The organism is Mesorhizobium sp. LEGMi-168a (assembly GCF_058312955.1).
In genome coordinates this window covers 151,915-168,773 of the sequence record NZ_JBZEGV010000002.1, presented here as the reverse complement: position 1 = coordinate 168,773, position 16,859 = coordinate 151,915, and the positions used below count along the sequence as shown (strand labels likewise).

Genomic DNA, 16,859 nt, shown 5'->3' with positions numbered 1-16,859 from the left:
CAGGTAGGTGTGCCCTATCCACTCGGGGGACGTGGTCAATAATGACAAACGAAGCGATTCAGGAGGGGGGAGCCTCTGATCATTTTGCGGTATTTTCTTCTCAGAATTCGAAGTTTAGGTACACCTATAACAAGATCAGAGAAGTAAGATCGTTCAGGATCGGCGAGCTCTTTGCAGCATACCGGGACATACTCTGGGACGATGGCCGGCATAAATACAATGTCAGCTCTTTCATCGGTGAAATAGACGAGATCCTTCTGGGAGAACGTTTCAGCACCTTTGACCAGAACACCCTGGACAGTCTTATCGGTACCTTGCGCCAGCGCGGGAACAGCAATGCAACCATCAATCGTAAGATGGCTGCCCTCAGCAAGCTGCTGCGCAAGGCTCACAAGATGGGAGATATCCACAGCCTGCCCGAGTTCCGCCGCCAGAAGGAGCGGGCGGGACGGATTCGTTTCCTCGAACGGGACGAAGAGGCGAGGCTGTTCGCTGCCATCAGGAGCCGCTGCGAGGATGCTTACAGGCTCTCCGTCTTCCTTGTCGATTCCGGCTGCCGTCTCGGCGAGGCGCTCGGCCTGATCTGGAACGACATCCAGGAGCACCGCGTCTCGTTCTGGATCACCAAATCCGGCCGCAGCCGCACCATTCCGATGACCGAACGGGTCAAGGAAGTGATCAAGCTGCCGCCGACCACCGAGGGCCGACGGCCGAAGGGTCCGTTCACCAAGCTCACCCAAGCGCAGTACCGCGCCATCTGGAACGAGGCCAAGGCCGAGGTCGGTCTCGGCGCCGACGAGCAGGTGGTACCGCATATTCTGCGTCACACTTGCGCTTCGCGCCTTGTCCAGGGCGGTATCGACATCAGGCGCGTACAGATGTGGCTCGGCCACCAGACGCTGTCGATGACCATGCGTTACGCGCACCTCGCCACCAACGACCTCGACGGCTGCGTCGTCGTGCTGGAGAAGCCGCGCGCTGATGAGGTCTCGCGCCCGGCGGAGAGCTCGGTGTTTGCGTCCCCGTTGACCGCGCCGTCACCCGTCAAGACTGCCCGGAAGCAGGGCGGATCGGAGCCGGCGAAGGCGCGCCGCAAGAGCTCGAAGGGCAAATAGCTTCGCCGGGCCATTCCTTCTCCCCTTGTGGGAGAAGGTGGATCGGCGCGCAGCGCCGAGACGGATGAGGGGTGTTGGACGGAGCGCCGTCGGTGCCAAGCTGGAACACCCCTCATCCGTCGCCTTCGGCTCCACCTCCTCCCACAAGGACGGAGAAGGTGGAGCCAGCGATTGGGTCGTTGCTGGAAGTGTTATCTTTGCTCCGCAGAGCTTTTCTATACTGTCTTGGCAGCTTTTGAACCAATTCTTGTCCTGGGTTTTACTTCGGTCTGATCTGCCCCCTCAGCCCGGTCGAGAAACCCAGCAATCTCTTCCGGCATGGTGCCGGTTTCCAGGAAGGGCGCATGGCCTTGGCCGACCACCGTGATCGCCTCCATGCCGGGATGGCGCTTTTCCATCTCTTGAAGCGTCGCGGCGGACAGCAGCTTCGATTTGACGCCGCGAATGGCAAGCATCGGCACGACGGCAAGCGCCTCGAATTGTGGCCACAGATCCGGCAGCGGCTTGCTGAAGTCGACGCCGGCGAGCGTATCGACCAGAGCCGGATCGAAATCGGGCATCAGCCCGCCGTCCGTGTCGCGGCAGATGGCGGTCACCATCCGCGCCCAGTCTATGTCGTCAAGCGCAGGGAAGTCGGCGCCATGCACCCGCCGCTGCGCTTCGACCGCCTCGGCGAATGTCTTCGGTTTCGGCGCGCGGTCGAGGTAGGAGCGGATATGGGCGAGGCCTTGCGCCTCGATCACCGGGCCGATGTCGTTGAGGACAATCGCCCTCAGCACGGCCGGCTTCAGCGCGCCGAGCACATGGATGATCAGGCCGCCGCGCGAGGTGCCGATGAAGGCCGCCTCTTCGATGCCGAGTTCCGACAAGCCGGCGAGCACGTCGCCGGCTTCCACACCGACATTATAGTGGCCAATATCGGGGTCGTAGTCCGATTGGCCGCGCCCGCGATAGTCGAAAGCGATGACCTTGCGCGGCCTTTCCGCCCTGCCGGAGAGATAAAGCGCGAGCTCATGGAAGTCGCGCGCGTTGCGGGTGAGGCCGGAGAGGCAGACGACTGGCCAGCCGCCGATGTTCGCTGGGCCATAGATTCGGGCGTGGAGCTTCAGCCCTTCGGACACGACATAGAAGAAGTCGGAGAAACCTTCGCTCGCCATCGATACTGCCCTCGCTGGATTGCATGGACTGCTACAGGGGAGGGCGGAGATCGTCAAATCGGCAGAGGTTGTGGAAATCATCGACATGTTGGCGGGACAGCGCCCCCCTCTGTCCTGCCGGACATCACCCCCACAGGAGGGAGATCGGATGTCGCCGCCGCATTCGCCAATCACCAGCGTCGCAAGAGGGGCGCGACGAGAAAGCTGCCAATCTCCCCCCAAGTGGGGGAGATGTCCGGGAGGACAGAGGGGGGCGCGAAGGAACTCGGTGGCCGACGTTTGGCCGAATCGCCGCGGCATTGATTCGTGCACAAGGCGGCAGTCCTCAACTCCGCCCGTTCACGAGGTCCCCGACGATGTCGTACTTGCCTGAAATACGCATCTTGTAGACTTCGTAATTCTCCATCACGCGCTGCACGTAACTTCTTGTTTCCGTGTAGGGAATCCGCTCGATCCAGTCGACGACGGCGTCGACGTCCTTGCCGCGCGGGTCGCCGTATTTCGCAACCCACTGGGCGGCGCGGTTGGGGCCGGCATTGTAGCCGGCGAAGGTCAGCACATAGGAACCGTTGAAGCGGTCGAGCTGCTCGCCGAGGAAGGCGGAACCCAGCGTCGCATTGTAGCCGGCATCGGTTGTCAGCCGCGTTTGCGAAAAGCTCATGCCGGCCTTTTTCGCCAATTGCTTGGCGGTGCCCGGCATCAGTTGCAAAAGGCCGCGCGCGCCGGCGCTGGAAATCGCGCCGATGTTGAACTCGCTCTCCTGGCGAGCAATGGCGTAGGCCAGCGCCTTGCCGGAGCCGGAAATGTTGGCCGAATCGGGAATGACCCCCAGCGGATGCGACAGCGCGCCGACATCGATGCCGCGCTGGGCGGCGATCTTGCCAACCTTCAGCGCCATGAAATGATTGCCCTGCTTTTCGGCCAGCACCGCCAGCAGGGCGAGCTCGCCTGGGCTGGTCAGTTGTCCCGCGAGATCGCGGTAGAGCGTTTCGGCATAGCGGTCATAGCCCGCTTCCTGCAGCCGCTTGATCGCGCTCACCGCCTCGCGGCCGTCAAAGCTTTGGCGGTCGGCAGCGCTCGGTTTCGGATAGACGATGTTGAGCGTCCTGAGGCCCACGCGCTCGCCGGCGAGCTGACCATAGAAAGTCGTGCCATAGCTGGCGGCTCGCGTGAAATAGTCCTTCGCGCTGCCCGGACCGCCGACCTCCGCGGCGCGGCCGAGCCAGTAATAGGCGCGCGACAGCGACACCGGTCCCTGGGCGAGGTCGGCGATGCGCGAAAAATGCGCGGCGGCCGTGGTCGGGTCGTTGAGGCCGCGCAACGCATACCAGCCGGCATGGAACTCGGCTTCGGCAGCACTTGCCGGGCTCTCGGCCGCATGCATGGAGACAATTTTATAGGCGGTCTTCATGTCGCCCTGGTCGACCAATTCGCGCGAAAGAACGCGGCGCTCCACCCACCAGGCGTCAGGGTCGACCAGAGCTTCGCGATCGGTCGGCGCCTTCATCACAATGGCAGCGGCGTCGGCAAACTTCTGCTGCTTGCGCAGATATTCGGCCTGGGCAAAGAAATAGCCGGCAGAACGCTGCGCGGCCGGCACGGCTTTGAGCAGCTTCGCCGCGTTCTTGTCTCCCTTGTCAGCCGCCGCCCAGGCGTCCGCCAGCTGTTGCGCCCCGGCGAGGCCTGCGACACGCAGCGCCGAGGACGGCCGATCGGCATAGAACATGCGTTCCATCCGATAGCGGTGGTCGGCTGCCGGGATCAGCGTGCCGAACTCCTCGATGAAGGCGGTTTCGTCCTTCGCTTCCAGCTTCTCGCTGCGCCAGAAAGGCACCAGCACGGCGCGCGCCGCCGCTTGATTGCCCAGCGCCACCTGCGAACGGGCAAGGATCATCACGCCTTCCGGCGTCAGCGGCTGGCTGCGGCCGAAGGCCTGCACCACCACCTGCGGCGTCGGGTTCTCGTGGTAGAGCGCGCGCTCGCTGTTCTTGCGCAACGCGATCGTGCCCGGCCATCCAGGCAGCATTTTTGCAGCGTCGGCGATCTCGCCGCTCGGCACCTGGTCGCCGCCATAGAGCGCGATCGCCCAGGCCAGGATGTGCCGATCGAGCGAGGTGGCGGGCAATGAGTCGCGGGCACTGCGCGCGCCGGCGATGTCGTTGGCGGCGAGCGCGTCGAGCCCGCTCTTCAGTTGCGCGATCCCGGCCGAAGGCTGAGACGGCTGCGCCTGCCCCGGAACCTCAGGCGCTTCGTGAGCGGGGATCGCCGCCGTCGCGCGCGCATCAACGCTGCCGCCGATCGCCATCCCCGGCATCAGCGCGACGACCGCGCTGAGAAGCGCGAAGAGATGAGGCCGCCTAGTCGGCATTGTTTCTACCCAAGCGCATTGTCGGCAGGCACGGACCCTGAAGGCTCGGTCCGCAGCCTAGACTTAGGTCGTCAAAGGCTCGTAAACAAAAGGTTATGGAGGCCGTTCGAATTCCCCCTGCTGGCATTATTGCGATGCTTGCCGCTGAACCATGTCGAGACTATGGTGCGCGGCTTCGCTTTCGGTTAGAAGGCGCGCAAATTAACGGATCAACAACCCCAAAAAATCCAAAGGAGTTTGGACGACATGCTGAGAGGCTCGCTGACTGCGCTCGTCACACCGTTCGAGAAGAGCGGGCGTTTCGACGAGAAAGCCTTTCGCGCGTTTGTCGAATGGCAGATCGCCGAGGGCACCAAGGGCCTCGTTCCGGTCGGCACCACCGGCGAGTCGCCGACGTTGTCGCATGACGAGCACCGCAATGTCGTGAAGGTCTGCATCGAGGTGGCCAAGGGCAGGGTGCCGGTGGTGGCCGGGGCCGGATCCAACAACACCGAGGAAGCCGTCGGTCTGGTGCAATACGCCGAGAAGGCCGGCGCCGATGCAGCCCTGGTCGTCACGCCCTATTATAATAAGCCGACGCAGCGCGGCCTCTACGAGCATTTCGCCGCTGTCGCCAGGGCAACCAAGCTGCCGATCATCATCTACAACATCCCGCCGCGTTCGGTGATCGACATGACACCGGAGACGATGGGCAGGCTGCGTCACGACTTCAAGAACATCGCCGGTGTCAAGGATGCGACCGGCAAGGTCGAGCGCGTCTCCGAGCAGCGCTTGACCTGCGGCAAGGATTTTATCCAGCTCTCCGGCGAGGATGCCTCGGCGCTCGGCTTCAACGCGCATGGCGGCGTCGGCTGCATCTCGGTGACCTCGAATGTCGCCCCGCGCCTTTGCGCCGAATTCCAGGAAGCGACGCTGTCCGGCGACAGCGCCAAGGCGCTCGAGCTGCAGGACCGGCTCCTGCCGCTGCACAAGGCGATCTTCATGGAGCCTGGCGTGTCCGGCGCCAAATACGCGCTGTCGAAGCTGGGCAAGGTCGAGAACGTGGTCCGCTCTCCGTTGGTGACGGTCGAAGCCTCGACCGCGGAGAAGCTCGACGCGGCCATGAAGCATGCCGGCTTGATAAACTAGCGAGCCCGTTTGGAAACTCTACTCCTGCGGCCATCTGAAGGCGTCACCTGCGTTTCCGGTGCTCACGTACTATATGTACGCTCCGCTCCGGTTCTCGATGACGCCATCATCTGACTCGCAGGAGCGAGTTTCGAAACGGACTCTAGACGTCATGAATCAAGTCAAGAAAGCCGACCCCAACAACAGGACGGTCGCCGAAAACCGCAAGGCGCGCTTTTCCTACGAGGTGCTCGACACGATCGAGACCGGCCTGGTGCTGACCGGCACCGAGGTCAAGTCGCTGCGCCAGGGCCAGGCCAACATCCAGGAAAGCTACGCCTCGGCCGAAGGCGGCGAGATCTGGCTGATCAATTCCTATCTGCCGGAATATCTGCAGGCCAACCGCTTCAACCACGAGCCGCGCCGGCGCCGCAAGCTGCTCGTCAGCAAGCGCGAGATGGCGAAGCTTGCGCAAAGCGTCGAGCGTGAGGGTATGACGCTGGTGCCGCTGAAAATTTATTTCAACGATCGCGGCCGCGCCAAGCTGTTGCTCGCCATTGCCCGCGGCAAGAAGCTTCACGACAAGCGCGAGACCGAGAAGCAGCGCGACTGGTCGCGCGAGAAGGGGCGGCTCCTCAAGGAGCGCGGGTAAAACCGCCGGCTATTCCAGGCAGGGGGCAGGGGAGCCAAGGCTTGAGGAACCGCTTGATTGTCCTGGCCCTGGCTCTCGTCGTTCTGGCGCTTGCCGTCTGGGCGGAAAGCTTCTTCCGGCCTCGCGCTTTCCCGCCGGATCGCGCCGAATTCCCCATCAGGGGCATCGACGTTTCGCACCACCAGGGCAGGATCGACTGGCAGCGCGTCGCGGCCGACGATGTCGCCTTCGCCATCATCAAGGCGACCGAGGGCGGCGACTACGTCGACGATACTTTTGCCGACAATTTGCGTGCGGCCCGCGCGGCGGGCCTCGCGGTTGGCGCCTATCATTTCTTCACCTTCTGCCGCCCGGGCGCCGATCAGGCAAAGAACTTCATCTCCACCGTGCCGCCCGGCGAGCAGCTTTTGCCGCCGGTCGTCGATATCGAGTTCCACGGCAATTGTCCGCATCGACCTTCGCCTGCCGAGCTGAGCGCGGAACTCCTTGCATTCCTGGGTCCGGTCGAGGCGGCTTACGGCAAGCCGGCCATCATCTACATCACCGATGAGGCGGCGCCGACCTATACCGCTCATATCGCGGTTCGCCAGCGCTGGCTGCGCTCGATTGCGATGCCCCCGAAAGAAGACGACTGGGTCTATTGGCAATATCTCGACAAAGGTCGTGTCGACGGCATCGCCGGCGATGTCGATCTGAATGTCATGAACGGTGGCCCCGCGAGGCTCACCGAACTCTTCGTGCCGGCGCCTGAATCTAGCTTTTCAGGAACGCCGCGATCTCCTTGAAGACGTTGACGAACATCTCTTCCGTCAGCACCCCGGTGTTGGTGTTGTAGCGCGAGCAGTGGTAGCTGGAAAACAGCGTGATGCCGCCGGCCTCCTGCCGGCCGCCATGGCGAAACGGAAGGGCGGCGACACGTCCACCCAGCGCCCGCACCGTCGACTGATGCGCGATCGAGCCCAGCGTCAGGATGGCGCGCAAATTGGGGAAGCGCGCGATGGTCGGCTTGAGGAAGGTGCGGCAGGTGGAAATTTCGGCGCCGACCGGCTTGTTCTCCGGCGGCACGCAGCGCACCGCATTGGTGATCGCGGTGCCGACCAGTTGCAACCCGTCATCCGGCCTCGCCTTGAATTCCCCGCGCGCCAGGCCTTGCGCGATCAGCGTGCCGTAGAGCAGGTCGCCGGCATAGTCGCCGGTGAACGGACGCCCCGTTCGGTTGGCGCCGCGCAGGCCGGGCGCCAGGCCGACGATGAGAAGCTTGACCGTTCCCTCGCCCTCCGGCGGCATGAAGGTCGGCACCGGTGCGTTGAACCAGCCCGGCTCGCGCTCGCGCCAGGCGGCGATGAAGTCGTGCAGCCGCGGGCAGAGCGGACAGTCGCGGTCAGGCTCGGGGGAGGGCGCGGCGCTCAAGGCCGCCGCTCTCAATAGTCGTCCTCGTCGACTTCAGCCGGCTCTGGCCGGCGCACCGGCCGCTCGGACGGATCGCGACCGACCTCGCTCTTCAATGTCATCAGGTCGATGAAGTGGTCGGCCTGGCGGCGCAAATCGTCGGAGATCATCGGCGGTTGCGAGGCCATGGTCGAGATGATCGACACTTTGCGGCCGCGCCGCTGCAGCGCCTCGACCAGGGTGCGGAAGTCGCCGTCGCCGGAGAAGATGACATAGTGGTCGACGACATCGGCAAGCTCCAGCGCATCGACGGTGAGCTCGATGTCCATGTTGCCCTTGATCTTGCGGCGGCCGGTCGAGTCGGTGAACTCCTTGGCGGGCTTGGTCACCACCTTGAAGCCGTTGTAGTCCAGCCAGTCGATCAGCGGCCGGATCGAGGAATATTCCTGATCCTCGACCAGCGCGGTGTAGTAATAGGCCCGGAGCAGATAACCGCGCTTCTGGAAGCTCGACAGAAGCTTGCGGTAGTCGATGTCGAAGCCCAGCGCCCGCGAGGTGGCGTAAAGATTGGCGCCGTCGATGAAAAGAGCGATCTTTTCACGAGGATCGAACATTGAAAAACATCCCTTTTCGAAAATTGCTGTCGTCTAAATGCGCATGACGGGCGGGCCCGGTAATGGTCCCTCTTTGCCGTCCCATTCGAGATAACGCCAGATTTATGGATATCCAAGGGCGCGGACGCGGATTGCAAGCAATTGTGATCGGCACTATGTGAACGGCAGGACGATGTCCGGTTGTTGAGCGGGGCAAGGGTTCGTGTATGGTCGCTGCCGCCATAAAGCTTGTATTTCGGCGGCGTCCTTGTTATGGAGCCCGCCAGTTTTCCATCAAATCCACGCATGAAAGGGGCAGTCCATGGCCCGCGTAACCGTTGAAGATTGCATCGACAAGGTCGATAACCGTTTCGAGCTCGTACTGCTCGCCGGCCACCGTGCCCGCCAGATCAGCCAGGGCGCGCAGATCACCGTTCCTCGCGACAATGACAAGAACCCGGTCATCGCGCTGCGCGAGATCGCCGAGGAGACGCTGTCGCCCGACGACCTCAAGGAAGACCTGATCCATTCGCTGCAGAAGCATGTCGAGGTCGACGAACCGGAGGCCGATGGCGAGGCGATCGCCGACCAGACCGGCGCCGCCGCCGCGACGGCCGATACCGACGATGCCGAAGAGAACATCGCCTTCGACCGGATGAGCGAGGAAGACCTGCTCGCCGGCATCGAGGGTCTGGTGCCGCCGGAAAAGAGCGACGACTACTAAGAGCTTTTGACAATTCCGCTCAGCCGATCGTTGAGCGGATTCTGAAAAGCTTCGGAGGTCGCCTGGATCAAGCATCCGGCACTTCCGTATCGTCACTTTCGTGGCTATCTATGACATGCGCCGCAAGCAACTGCGGCGCATGATTCATTTCAGCACCGCGAGATCCCGCCCATGATGCGTCAGTATGAGCTTGTCGAGCGCGTGCAGCGCTACAAGCCAGACGTAAACGAGGCGCTGCTCAACAAGGCCTATGTCTACGCCATGCAGAAGCATGGCCATCAGAAGCGTGCCTCGGGCGATCCCTATTTCTCGCATCCGCTGGAAGTCGCCGCCATCCTCACCGAGATGCACATGGACGAGGCGACGATCGCCGTTGCCCTTTTGCACGATACGATCGAGGACACGACCGCGACCCGGGCCGAGATCGACGAGCTGTTCGGCCCCGAAATGGGCAAGCTGGTCGAGGGCCTGACCAAGCTGAAGAAGCTCGATCTCGTCTCCAAGAAGGCCGAGCAGGCCGAGAATCTGCGCAAGCTGCTGCTGGCGATCTCAGAGGACATTCGCGTTCTGCTGGTCAAGCTCGCCGACCGCCTGCACAACATGCGCACGCTCGACCATATGCCGGAGTCCAAGCGCCTGCGCATCGCCGAGGAGACGATGGACATCTATGCGCCGCTCGCGGGGCGCATGGGCATGCAAGGCATGCGCGAGGAGCTGGAAGAGATTGCCTTCCGCTACATCAATCCGGAAGCCTATCGCGCCGTCACTGCAAGGCTGGCCGAAATCTTCGAGCGCAACAAGGGCGTGCTGGACGAGATCGAGAAGGCGCTGTCGGGCCTGTTCGAAAAGCATGCGATCAAGGCCAGCGTCAAAAGCCGGCAGAAGAAGCCGTGGTCGGTGTTCCGCAAGATGGAAGCCAAGGCGCTGTCCTTCGAGCAACTCTCCGACATCTTCGGCTTCCGCGTCGTCGTCGACACGGTCGAGGATTGCTATCGCGCGCTCGGCGCCATCCATACGACCTGGTCGATGGTACCCGGCCGCTTCAAGGACTACATCTCGACACCGAAGCAGAACGACTATCGCTCGATCCATACCACCATCGTCGGCCCGTCGCGCCAGCGCGTCGAACTGCAGATCCGCACCCGCGAGATGAACAAGATCGCCGAATACGGCGTCGCCGCGCATTCGATCTACAAGGACACGGGCGGCAAGGCGAATGGCGCTGCGCACGCGATCTCCAAGGAGACCAACGCCTATGCCTGGCTGCGCCGCACCATCGAGCAGCTGGCCGAGGGCGATAACCCCGAGGATTTCCTGGAAAACACCAAGCTGGAGCTGTTCCAGGACCAGGTGTTCTGCTTCACGCCCAAGGGCATGCTGATTGCGCTGCCGCGCGGCGCCACCCCAATCGACTTTGCGTACGCCGTCCACACCGATGTCGGCGACACCTGCGTCGGCGCCAAGGTCAATGGCCGCATCATGCCGCTGATGACGGAACTGAAGAATGGCGACGAGGTCGAGATCATCCGTTCCAAAGCGCAGGTGCCGCCCGCCGCCTGGGAATCGGTCGTCGTCACCGGCAAGGCGCGCGCCGCCATTCGCCGCGCCACCAAGAACGCCATCCGCAAGCAATATTCCGGGCTGGGCGCCCGCATCCTCGAACGCGCCTTCGAGCGCGCGGGCAAGAGCTTCGCCAAGGAGAACCTGAAGCCGGTGCTGCACCGGCTGGCGCGCAAGGATATCGAGGACGTGCTGGCCTCCGTCGGGCGCGGCGAGCTTGCGTCCACCGACGTCATGAAAGCTGTCTTCCCCGACTATAAGGACGAGCGCGTCACGGTCGCGGCGCCCAAGCAACGCGAGGAGGGCTGGTCGAAGATTCGCAATGCCGCCGGCATGCTGTTCCAGATGCCGGGCCGCGCCGCGCGAAAGGGCAAGGATCAGCAGCGCGACGATGCGGTGCCGATCCGCGGCGTGCGCGGCGACCTGCCGGTGCGCTTCGCGCCGGAAGGGGCTGTGCCCGGCGACCGCATCGTCGGCATCATCCAGCCGGGAACCGGCATCACCATCTATCCGATCCAGTCGCCGGCGCTGCAGGCCTTCGACGACCAGCCCGAGCGCTGGATAGATGTGCGCTGGGACATCGACGAGCGCACCAAGGAGCGCTTCCCGGCGCGCATCTCGGTCACCGCCATCAATGCGCCCGGATCGCTCGCCGATATCGCGCAGGTCGTCGCCTCCAACGACGCCAACATCCACACGCTGTCGATGGTGTGCACCGCGCCTGATTTCACCGAGATGCTGATCGACCTCGAAGTCTGGGACCTGAAGCATCTCAACCGGCTGCTGTCGCAGCTCAAGGAAAATTCGAGCGTCAGCGACGCGCGGCGAGTGAACGGTTGACCATGATCCCTCAAAGTGGGAACCGGTTTGCGGACAGGATCATGGTCGAGAAATAGACGGGGAAAGAAATGAACACCGACGAAGTGCTGGGCATATTCCGCGAGGCCGGCGCGGTTCTCGAAGGTCATTTCATCCTGACGTCGGGCCTGCGCAGCCCGATCTTCCTGCAGAAGGCGCGCGTCTTCATGCACGCCGACAAGACCGAGCGTCTGTGCAAGGCGTTGGCCGAGAAGGTCCGAGAAGGAGTGCCGGGCGGGATCGACTATGTCGTCGGCCCGGCGATCGGCGGCCTGATCCCGGCCTACGAGACCTCGCGCCATCTCGGCGTGCCTGCGATCTGGGTCGAGCGGGAAGGGGGCGAGTTCAGGCTCCGCCGCTTCGAGATCGCTGCAGGGTCGCGTGTCGTCATCGTCGAGGACATCGTCACCACCGGCCTGTCGATTCGCGAGACGATAGAATGCTTGCGCGAGCTCGGCGCCGAGGTGGTGGCGGCCGCCTGCATTATCGACCGCTCTGCCGGCAAGACCGATGTCGGCGTGCCGCTGATCGCGCTCGCCGAATATGAGGTGCCGGCCTATCCGCCCGACCGCCTGCCGCCGGAGCTTGCCGCCATCCCGGCCGTCAAGCCTGGGAGCCGCAACATCTGAAGTCGCGATGTGTGAACACAAGCACTTGAGCGCGCTGTTTGAATCTCCTTGCCAGCGATGCGCGTCGAGATCGCGATGATCGCCGGCATCGACCACTTCGTGCTGACGGTCCGCTCGGTGGAAGCGACTTGCGATTTCTACCAGCGGGTTCTGGGCTTGCGCCGACTGGACGAGCCGAACCGGCCGACCGCGCTTTTGTTCGGGTCGCAGAAGATCAACCTGCATGAGGTCGGCCGCACCTTCGAGCCCAAGGCCAAGATGGCGACGCCGGGCTCCGGCGATTTCTGCCTCGTTGCGGCGGTGCCGCTTGCCGAAATCCAGGCCAGTCTCGCGGCCAACGGCGTTACGATCGAAGTCGGCCCAGTCGAGCGCACCGGCGCCCGTGGCAGGATGATGTCGGTCTATTTCCGCGATCCTGACGGCAATCTGGTCGAGGTCAGCGAGTATCCGGCATAGCTGCCGGTCCACTCAACCGAGATCGAGCTTCATCGCGCAGCGACGGTTTAGCGGCATGCCGTGCTCGGCCTCGCTGCCGAGCAGGCCGGAGAGCCGGCCGTCGACCTCTGCCCCCTCAAGAATGCGAAATCCGAACTTCCGGTAGAAGGGCGCATTCCAGGCGACGTCGCGAAACGTGGTCAGCGTTGCAGCGGTCAGGCCGCGCCGCTTGGCGTCCCCGACCGCCCGTTCGAGCAAGGCGCGGCCGATGCCTGCGCCCTGCCGGTCGAGGCGCACGTCGAGCTCCCATATGTGCAGCGTATCGCCCTCGATCCCGGCGCTCAGGAAGCCGACGGGCTGATCGTGCTCGTCGGCCGCAACCCAGCATGCGCCTTCGGTGATCAGCGCGCGGTGCCGCTCGGCGCTGACATTGTCTCCGTCGGCGAGCCAGGCGAGGTCCGGGATGGCGCGGAACGCCAACCCGGCGGACTGCTCGATGTCCGGCAATGCTTCCGCATCGTCGGCCTGCGCCGGTCGAATGGTGATCATCGGCCTCGTTCCTCGGTTCATTCCTCAGTTTCGCCAGAATGGCGCTCTTGTTACGGCCTGCGGCAGACCATCGCGGGCGCGTTCGTTGTTCCGTGGCCTGACCGTCGCTATATCAAAGTTTTGTTGCCTTCCTGCGCCCTCGAAGCGCAAGATATGTAGTCGCGACCCGGGTGGCAGGGGAGCGTGTGTTGGACCGGGAACTGAAACAGAGTGCTTTTTCGACGCCGAGAGCCTGATGGCCTCCTGGAGCGGGTGCGTACTTACCTGTGGCCGCGCCGCTCGTTCTCGCGCTCTGTGCAGTATTTCTCCAAGCGCATTCTGCGGCTGAAGGCGACCCCACATTCTGTCGCGGCTGGCGTCGCGGCTGGCGTCTTCGCCTCCTTCTTCCCGCTTGGCTTCCATTTCGTCATCGCCGCCGTGCTCTGCTGGATCATCGCCGGCAATCTGGTGGCAGCGGCTCTCGGCGCTGTGTTCTTCGGCAACCCGCTGACTTTCCCGCTGCTGTGGGGCGCATCCTGGGAAACCGGCAAGCTCATCCTGCATGAACGCTTGCCCAAGCACGGGCCGCCCGAGCATCTCGGCGAAATGATGCACACACTTTCCTTCGCCAAGCTGTGGCACCCGATCCTGGAGCCGATGCTGATCGGCGCCGTGCCGCTCGGCCTGGTCTTCGGGCTTCTGTTCTACGGCGCCACCCGCTGGGGCATGACTGTGTTTCGCGACCAGCGGAAGAAGCGCATGGCCGAGAAGGCCGACAAGGCCGAGAAGGCCAAGCGCGCTGGCGGACGGGAAGTGCCCGCGGAATGATCATCGGCATCGGCAGCGACCTGATCGACATCAGACGCATCGAGAAGTCGCTGGAGCGGCACGGCCGGCGCTTCATCCATCGCATCTACACCGAGGTCGAGCAGGCCAAATCGGAGAAGCGCGCGGCGCGTGCCGCCTCCTACGCCAAGCGCTTCGCTGCCAAGGAGGCCTGCGCCAAGGCATTGGGTACCGGAATGGCTGAGGGCGTGTTCTGGCGCGACATGGGCGTGGTCAACATGCCCAGCGGCGCGCCGACCATGGCGCTGACCGGCGGCGCCGCCGCCAGGCTGGAGAAAATCCTGCCCAAGGGCCACCGTGCGCTGATCCACCTCACCATCACCGATGATTTTCCGCTTGCTCAAGCCTTTGTGATCATCGAGGCAGTACCCGCCGAACAAGCGCCACATTGATTCCATCTGACCACGGGCGGCATGACGTTGCCCAGCGCGCGCCGAGACTCTATACCAACCAACGCACAATCGAGGACGACATGAGCGTGGCTGAAAAATCGCAGAAGAAATCTGGCGGGCTTGGTGAAACCTTCTCCGTCATTATCCAGGCTCTGCTGCTCGCGCTCGTGATCCGCACGCTGCTGTTCCAGCCCTTCTCCATTCCGTCCGGCTCGATGCGGCCGACGCTGCTCGAGGGCGACTATCTCTTCGTCACCAAATGGTCCTATGGCTATTCGCGCTATTCGCTGCCCTTCGGTCCCAACATTTTCTCCGGCCGCATCTGGGGCTCTGAGCCCAAGCGCGGTGACGTGGTCGTGTTCAAGTTCCCGCCGGATCCGTCCGTCGACTACATCAAGCGCGTCGTCGGCCTGCCTGGCGACAAGATCCAGGTCAAGGACGGCCAGCTCTTCATCAACGGCGCCGCCGTGCCGCGCGAAAAGGTCGGCGAGATCAACAACCCCGACGTCACCGAGGTCGACCGTCCGGTCGACGTCTATCGCGAGACGCTGCCCAACGGCGTCACCTATGACACGCTCGACCTGACGCCCACTTCGATCGGCGACAACACCCGTGAGTTCGACGTGCCGCCCGGCCACTATTTCATGATGGGCGACAACCGCGACAATTCCTCCGACAGCCGTTTCACCGTCGGTTTCGTGCCGGCCGAGAACCTTGTCGGCCGCGCCAACGTCATCTTCTTCTCGATCGCCGATGGCGCCAGCCCGTTGGAAGTCTGGAAGTGGCCGTCGCTGATGCGCGTCGGGCGCCTGTTCCATTTCGTCCACTAGCGCGATGGCGGCCACCAAGCGTTTGACCGCCGATGCCCTTGCCGAAGCGCTTGTCGAGCGCACCGGCCACGCCTTCGCCGACCGCCAGCGCCTGCAGCGCGCGCTGACCCATGCCAGCGCGCGCTCGACCCATGCCGGCGTCGACTATGAACGCTTCGAGTTCCTGGGCGACCGCGTTCTCGGCCTTGTCGTGGCCGATATGCTGCTCGCTGCCTTCCCCGACGCGGCCGAGGGCGAGTTGTCGCTGCGCCTCAATGCGCTGGTCAATGCCGAGGCGCTGTCCGAGATCGCCGAGGAGATCGGCCTGCCGGAGCTGGTCCGCGCCGGCTCCGACGTGCGCAACCTCGAAGGCCGCAAGCGCACCAATCTGCGCGCCGATGCGCTGGAGTCGCTGATTGCCGTGCTCTACCTGGATGGTGGCCTTGAGACTGCCCGCGCGTTCATCCACCGCTATTGGCAGCCGCGCTCGCAGGCGATCGGTGCTGCCCGCCGCGACGCCAAGACCGAATTGCAGGAATGGGCGCATCAGGCGGCGTCAGGCGCGGTGCCTGCCTACCGGGTTGATGCTCGCGAGGGACCTGATCACGATCCGCTGTTCACCGTCAGCGTCAAGGTCGGCCACTTCGCGCCGGCCATCGGCAGCGGCCGTTCCAAGCGCGAGGCGGAACAGGCGGCGGCCGCGGCCCTTTTGCTGCGCGAAGGCGTCTGGAGCGCCGCATGACCGGTACCGAAACTTTCGAAACGCCTGCCACGCGCTCCGGCTTCGTCGCGCTGATCGGCGCGCCCAATGCGGGCAAGTCGACGCTGGTCAACCAGCTGGTCGGCGCCAAGGTCTCCATCGTCACCCACAAGGTGCAGACGACGCGCGCGATCGTGCGCGGCATCGCCACGCATGACAATGCGCAGATCGTCTTCGTCGACACGCCCGGCATCTTCAAGCCGAAGCGCCGGCTGGACACGGCGATGGTCACAACCGCCTGGGGCGGCGCCAAGGACGCCGATGTCGTGGTGCTTTTGATCGATGCCGAGCGCGGCATCAGGGGCGACGCCGACGCCATTCTCGACCGGCTGAAGGACGTCAAGCAGCCGATGCTGCTCGTTCTCAACAAGGTCGACCGGGTCAAGCCGGAGACGCTCCTTGCGCTGGCCGCGGCAGCGAACGAACGCGTGCCGTTCAAGCGCACCTTCATGGTCTCGGCGCTGACCGGCTCTGGCTGCAAGGACCTGCTCGACTATCTCGCCGAGGCGCTTCCCGCCGGCCCCTGGTACTACCCGGAAGACCAGATCTCCGACCTGCCGATGCGCCAGCTCGCGGCCGAGATCACCCGCGAAAAACTTTATCTGCGGCTGCATCAGGAGCTTCCCTATTCCTCGCATATCGAGACCGAGAAATGGGAGGAGAAGAAGGACGGCTCGGTGCGCATCGAGCAGGTCATCTATGTCGAGCGCGACAGCCAGAAGAAGATCGTGCTTGGCCACAAGGGCGAGACGATCCGCGCCATCGGCCAGGCCGCGCGCGCCGAGATCGCCGAAATCCTCGAGCAGAAGGTGCACCTCTTCCTGTTCGTGAAGGTGCGCGAGAACTGGGGCGACGACCCCGAGCGTTACCGCGAGATGGGACTGGAGTTTCCCAGCTGATGCATGTCGCCCAAAAGTGCGGCGCGGTTTTAGGGTAA

The 16,859-nt window shown here is 63.8% G+C and carries 18 protein-coding genes; 13 read left to right on the top strand and 5 right to left on the bottom strand.

All coding sequences use genetic code 11. The annotated features are described in order from the left end of the window. The first annotated feature begins 41 nt into the window (after positions 1-41). Complete coding sequence (locus tag AC4FWB_RS04170; protein ID WP_491024843.1) at positions 42-1,115, top strand: tyrosine-type recombinase/integrase; 1,074 nt, start codon at positions 42-44, stop codon at positions 1,113-1,115. 215 nt (positions 1,116-1,330) lie between these two features. Here the strand turns inward: AC4FWB_RS04170 and AC4FWB_RS04165 are convergent, their stop codons facing one another. After that, positions 1,331-2,272, bottom strand: coding sequence for an alpha/beta fold hydrolase (locus AC4FWB_RS04165; RefSeq protein ID WP_491024509.1), 942 nt, complete (start codon positions 2,270-2,272; stop codon positions 1,331-1,333). 325 nt (positions 2,273-2,597) lie between these two features. Continuing rightward, positions 2,598-4,640 (bottom strand): lytic transglycosylase domain-containing protein, encoded by a 2,043-nt coding sequence (locus tag AC4FWB_RS04160; RefSeq protein ID WP_491024508.1) that lies wholly within the window; start codon positions 4,638-4,640, stop codon positions 2,598-2,600. A gap of 246 nt (positions 4,641-4,886) precedes the next feature. On the opposite strand from AC4FWB_RS04160, the gene dapA reads away from it, so the two are divergent. The 3 genes from dapA (at position 4,887) to AC4FWB_RS04145 (ending at position 7,184) form a co-directional block, all read left to right on the top strand. Then, on the top strand, positions 4,887-5,768 hold the full coding sequence (gene dapA / locus AC4FWB_RS04155) for a 4-hydroxy-tetrahydrodipicolinate synthase (RefSeq protein ID WP_491024507.1): 882 nt from the start codon (positions 4,887-4,889) through the stop codon (positions 5,766-5,768). 151 nt (positions 5,769-5,919) lie between these two features. Next, positions 5,920-6,399 (top strand): SsrA-binding protein SmpB, encoded by a 480-nt coding sequence (gene smpB, locus AC4FWB_RS04150; protein ID WP_067321086.1) that lies wholly within the window; start codon positions 5,920-5,922, stop codon positions 6,397-6,399. A 41-nt stretch (positions 6,400-6,440) separates the two neighbouring features. Then, on the top strand, positions 6,441-7,184 hold the full coding sequence (locus AC4FWB_RS04145; RefSeq protein ID WP_491024506.1) for a GH25 family lysozyme: 744 nt from the start codon (positions 6,441-6,443) through the stop codon (positions 7,182-7,184). Here the strand turns inward: AC4FWB_RS04145 and AC4FWB_RS04140 are convergent. Both AC4FWB_RS04140 and AC4FWB_RS04135 read right to left on the bottom strand, forming a co-directional pair. Further along, positions 7,153-7,824, bottom strand: coding sequence for a uracil-DNA glycosylase (locus tag AC4FWB_RS04140; RefSeq protein WP_491024504.1), 672 nt, complete (start codon positions 7,822-7,824; stop codon positions 7,153-7,155). The genes AC4FWB_RS04145 and AC4FWB_RS04140 overlap by 32 nt on opposite strands. Then, the gene (locus AC4FWB_RS04135) at positions 7,821-8,402 is read right to left on the bottom strand and encodes a LabA-like NYN domain-containing protein (RefSeq protein ID WP_040984251.1); all 582 of its coding nucleotides are present in this window, start codon (positions 8,400-8,402) and stop codon (positions 7,821-7,823) included. The genes AC4FWB_RS04140 and AC4FWB_RS04135 overlap by 4 nt, the downstream gene beginning before the upstream one ends. A gap of 301 nt (positions 8,403-8,703) precedes the next feature. Between AC4FWB_RS04135 and rpoZ the strand changes: the two genes are divergently transcribed. The 4 genes from rpoZ to AC4FWB_RS04115 all read left to right on the top strand — a co-directional run bounded on the left by rpoZ (position 8,704) and on the right by AC4FWB_RS04115 (position 12,608). After that, positions 8,704-9,105 (top strand): DNA-directed RNA polymerase subunit omega, encoded by a 402-nt coding sequence (rpoZ, locus tag AC4FWB_RS04130; RefSeq protein WP_491024503.1) that lies wholly within the window; start codon positions 8,704-8,706, stop codon positions 9,103-9,105. Between the two features lie 171 nt (positions 9,106-9,276). Then, entirely contained in the window at positions 9,277-11,505 is a 2,229-nt protein-coding gene (locus AC4FWB_RS04125) for a RelA/SpoT family protein (RefSeq protein ID WP_491024502.1), read from the top strand. 68 nt (positions 11,506-11,573) lie between these two features. Then, positions 11,574-12,152 (top strand): orotate phosphoribosyltransferase, encoded by a 579-nt coding sequence (pyrE, locus tag AC4FWB_RS04120; protein ID WP_491024501.1) that lies wholly within the window; start codon positions 11,574-11,576, stop codon positions 12,150-12,152. 75 nt (positions 12,153-12,227) lie between these two features. Continuing rightward, positions 12,228-12,608: a VOC family protein gene (locus tag AC4FWB_RS04115; protein WP_491024841.1), complete on the top strand. Its 381-nt coding sequence runs from the start codon at positions 12,228-12,230 to the stop codon at positions 12,606-12,608. 12 nt (positions 12,609-12,620) lie between these two features. On the opposite strand, the gene AC4FWB_RS04110 is transcribed toward AC4FWB_RS04115, so the two are convergent. Then, positions 12,621-13,136 carry a GNAT family N-acetyltransferase gene (locus AC4FWB_RS04110; protein ID WP_491024500.1) on the bottom strand — a complete coding sequence of 172 codons (516 nt, stop codon included), beginning with the start codon at positions 13,134-13,136 and terminating at the stop codon, positions 12,621-12,623. 210 nt (positions 13,137-13,346) lie between these two features. On the opposite strand from AC4FWB_RS04110, the gene AC4FWB_RS04105 reads away from it, so the two are divergent. The 5 genes from AC4FWB_RS04105 to era all read left to right on the top strand — a co-directional run bounded on the left by AC4FWB_RS04105 (position 13,347) and on the right by era (position 16,821). Continuing rightward, complete coding sequence (locus AC4FWB_RS04105; protein ID WP_491024499.1) at positions 13,347-13,943, top strand: DUF2062 domain-containing protein; 597 nt, start codon at positions 13,347-13,349, stop codon at positions 13,941-13,943. Next, complete coding sequence (acpS, locus tag AC4FWB_RS04100; protein ID WP_491024498.1) at positions 13,940-14,353, top strand: holo-ACP synthase; 414 nt, start codon at positions 13,940-13,942, stop codon at positions 14,351-14,353. Before AC4FWB_RS04105 ends, acpS begins: the two co-directional genes overlap by 4 nt. A gap of 80 nt (positions 14,354-14,433) precedes the next feature. Continuing rightward, complete coding sequence (gene lepB, locus AC4FWB_RS04095) at positions 14,434-15,183, top strand: signal peptidase I (RefSeq protein ID WP_491024497.1); 750 nt, start codon at positions 14,434-14,436, stop codon at positions 15,181-15,183. Positions 15,184-15,187: 4 nt separating this feature from the next. Beyond that, complete coding sequence (gene rnc / locus AC4FWB_RS04090; protein WP_126101216.1) at positions 15,188-15,904, top strand: ribonuclease III; 717 nt, start codon at positions 15,188-15,190, stop codon at positions 15,902-15,904. Continuing rightward, positions 15,889-16,821, top strand: a complete 933-nt coding sequence (gene era / locus AC4FWB_RS04085; protein WP_491024840.1) for a GTPase Era — start codon at positions 15,889-15,891, stop codon at positions 16,819-16,821. The genes rnc and era overlap by 16 nt, the downstream gene beginning before the upstream one ends. Positions 16,822-16,859 lie beyond the last annotated feature (38 nt).

Excerpts from the sequence above, each read along its gene's own strand:
- lepB (WP_491024497.1), top strand. The coding sequence starts at position 14,434 with ATGAGCGTGGCTGAAAAATCGCAGAAGAAATCTGGCGGGCTTGGTGAA.
- pyrE (WP_491024501.1), top strand. The coding sequence starts at position 11,574 with ATGAACACCGACGAAGTGCTGGGCATATTCCGCGAGGCCGGCGCGGTT.
- AC4FWB_RS04125 (WP_491024502.1), top strand. The coding sequence starts at position 9,277 with ATGATGCGTCAGTATGAGCTTGTCGAGCGCGTGCAGCGCTACAAGCCA.
- AC4FWB_RS04165 (WP_491024509.1), bottom strand. The coding sequence starts at position 2,272 with ATGGCGAGCGAAGGTTTCTCCGACTTCTTCTATGTCGTGTCCGAAGGG.
- AC4FWB_RS04160 (WP_491024508.1), bottom strand. The coding sequence starts at position 4,640 with ATGCCGACTAGGCGGCCTCATCTCTTCGCGCTTCTCAGCGCGGTCGTC.
- AC4FWB_RS04115 (WP_491024841.1), top strand. The coding sequence starts at position 12,228 with ATGATCGCCGGCATCGACCACTTCGTGCTGACGGTCCGCTCGGTGGAA.
- smpB (WP_067321086.1), top strand. The coding sequence starts at position 5,920 with ATGAATCAAGTCAAGAAAGCCGACCCCAACAACAGGACGGTCGCCGAA.
- rpoZ (WP_491024503.1), top strand. The coding sequence starts at position 8,704 with ATGGCCCGCGTAACCGTTGAAGATTGCATCGACAAGGTCGATAACCGT.
- acpS (WP_491024498.1), top strand. The coding sequence starts at position 13,940 with ATGATCATCGGCATCGGCAGCGACCTGATCGACATCAGACGCATCGAG.
- AC4FWB_RS04135 (WP_040984251.1), bottom strand. The coding sequence starts at position 8,402 with ATGTTCGATCCTCGTGAAAAGATCGCTCTTTTCATCGACGGCGCCAAT.
- AC4FWB_RS04110 (WP_491024500.1), bottom strand. The coding sequence starts at position 13,136 with ATGATCACCATTCGACCGGCGCAGGCCGACGATGCGGAAGCATTGCCG.
- dapA (WP_491024507.1), top strand. The coding sequence starts at position 4,887 with ATGCTGAGAGGCTCGCTGACTGCGCTCGTCACACCGTTCGAGAAGAGC.
- rnc (WP_126101216.1), top strand. The coding sequence starts at position 15,188 with ATGGCGGCCACCAAGCGTTTGACCGCCGATGCCCTTGCCGAAGCGCTT.
- AC4FWB_RS04170 (WP_491024843.1), top strand. The coding sequence starts at position 42 with ATGACAAACGAAGCGATTCAGGAGGGGGGAGCCTCTGATCATTTTGCG.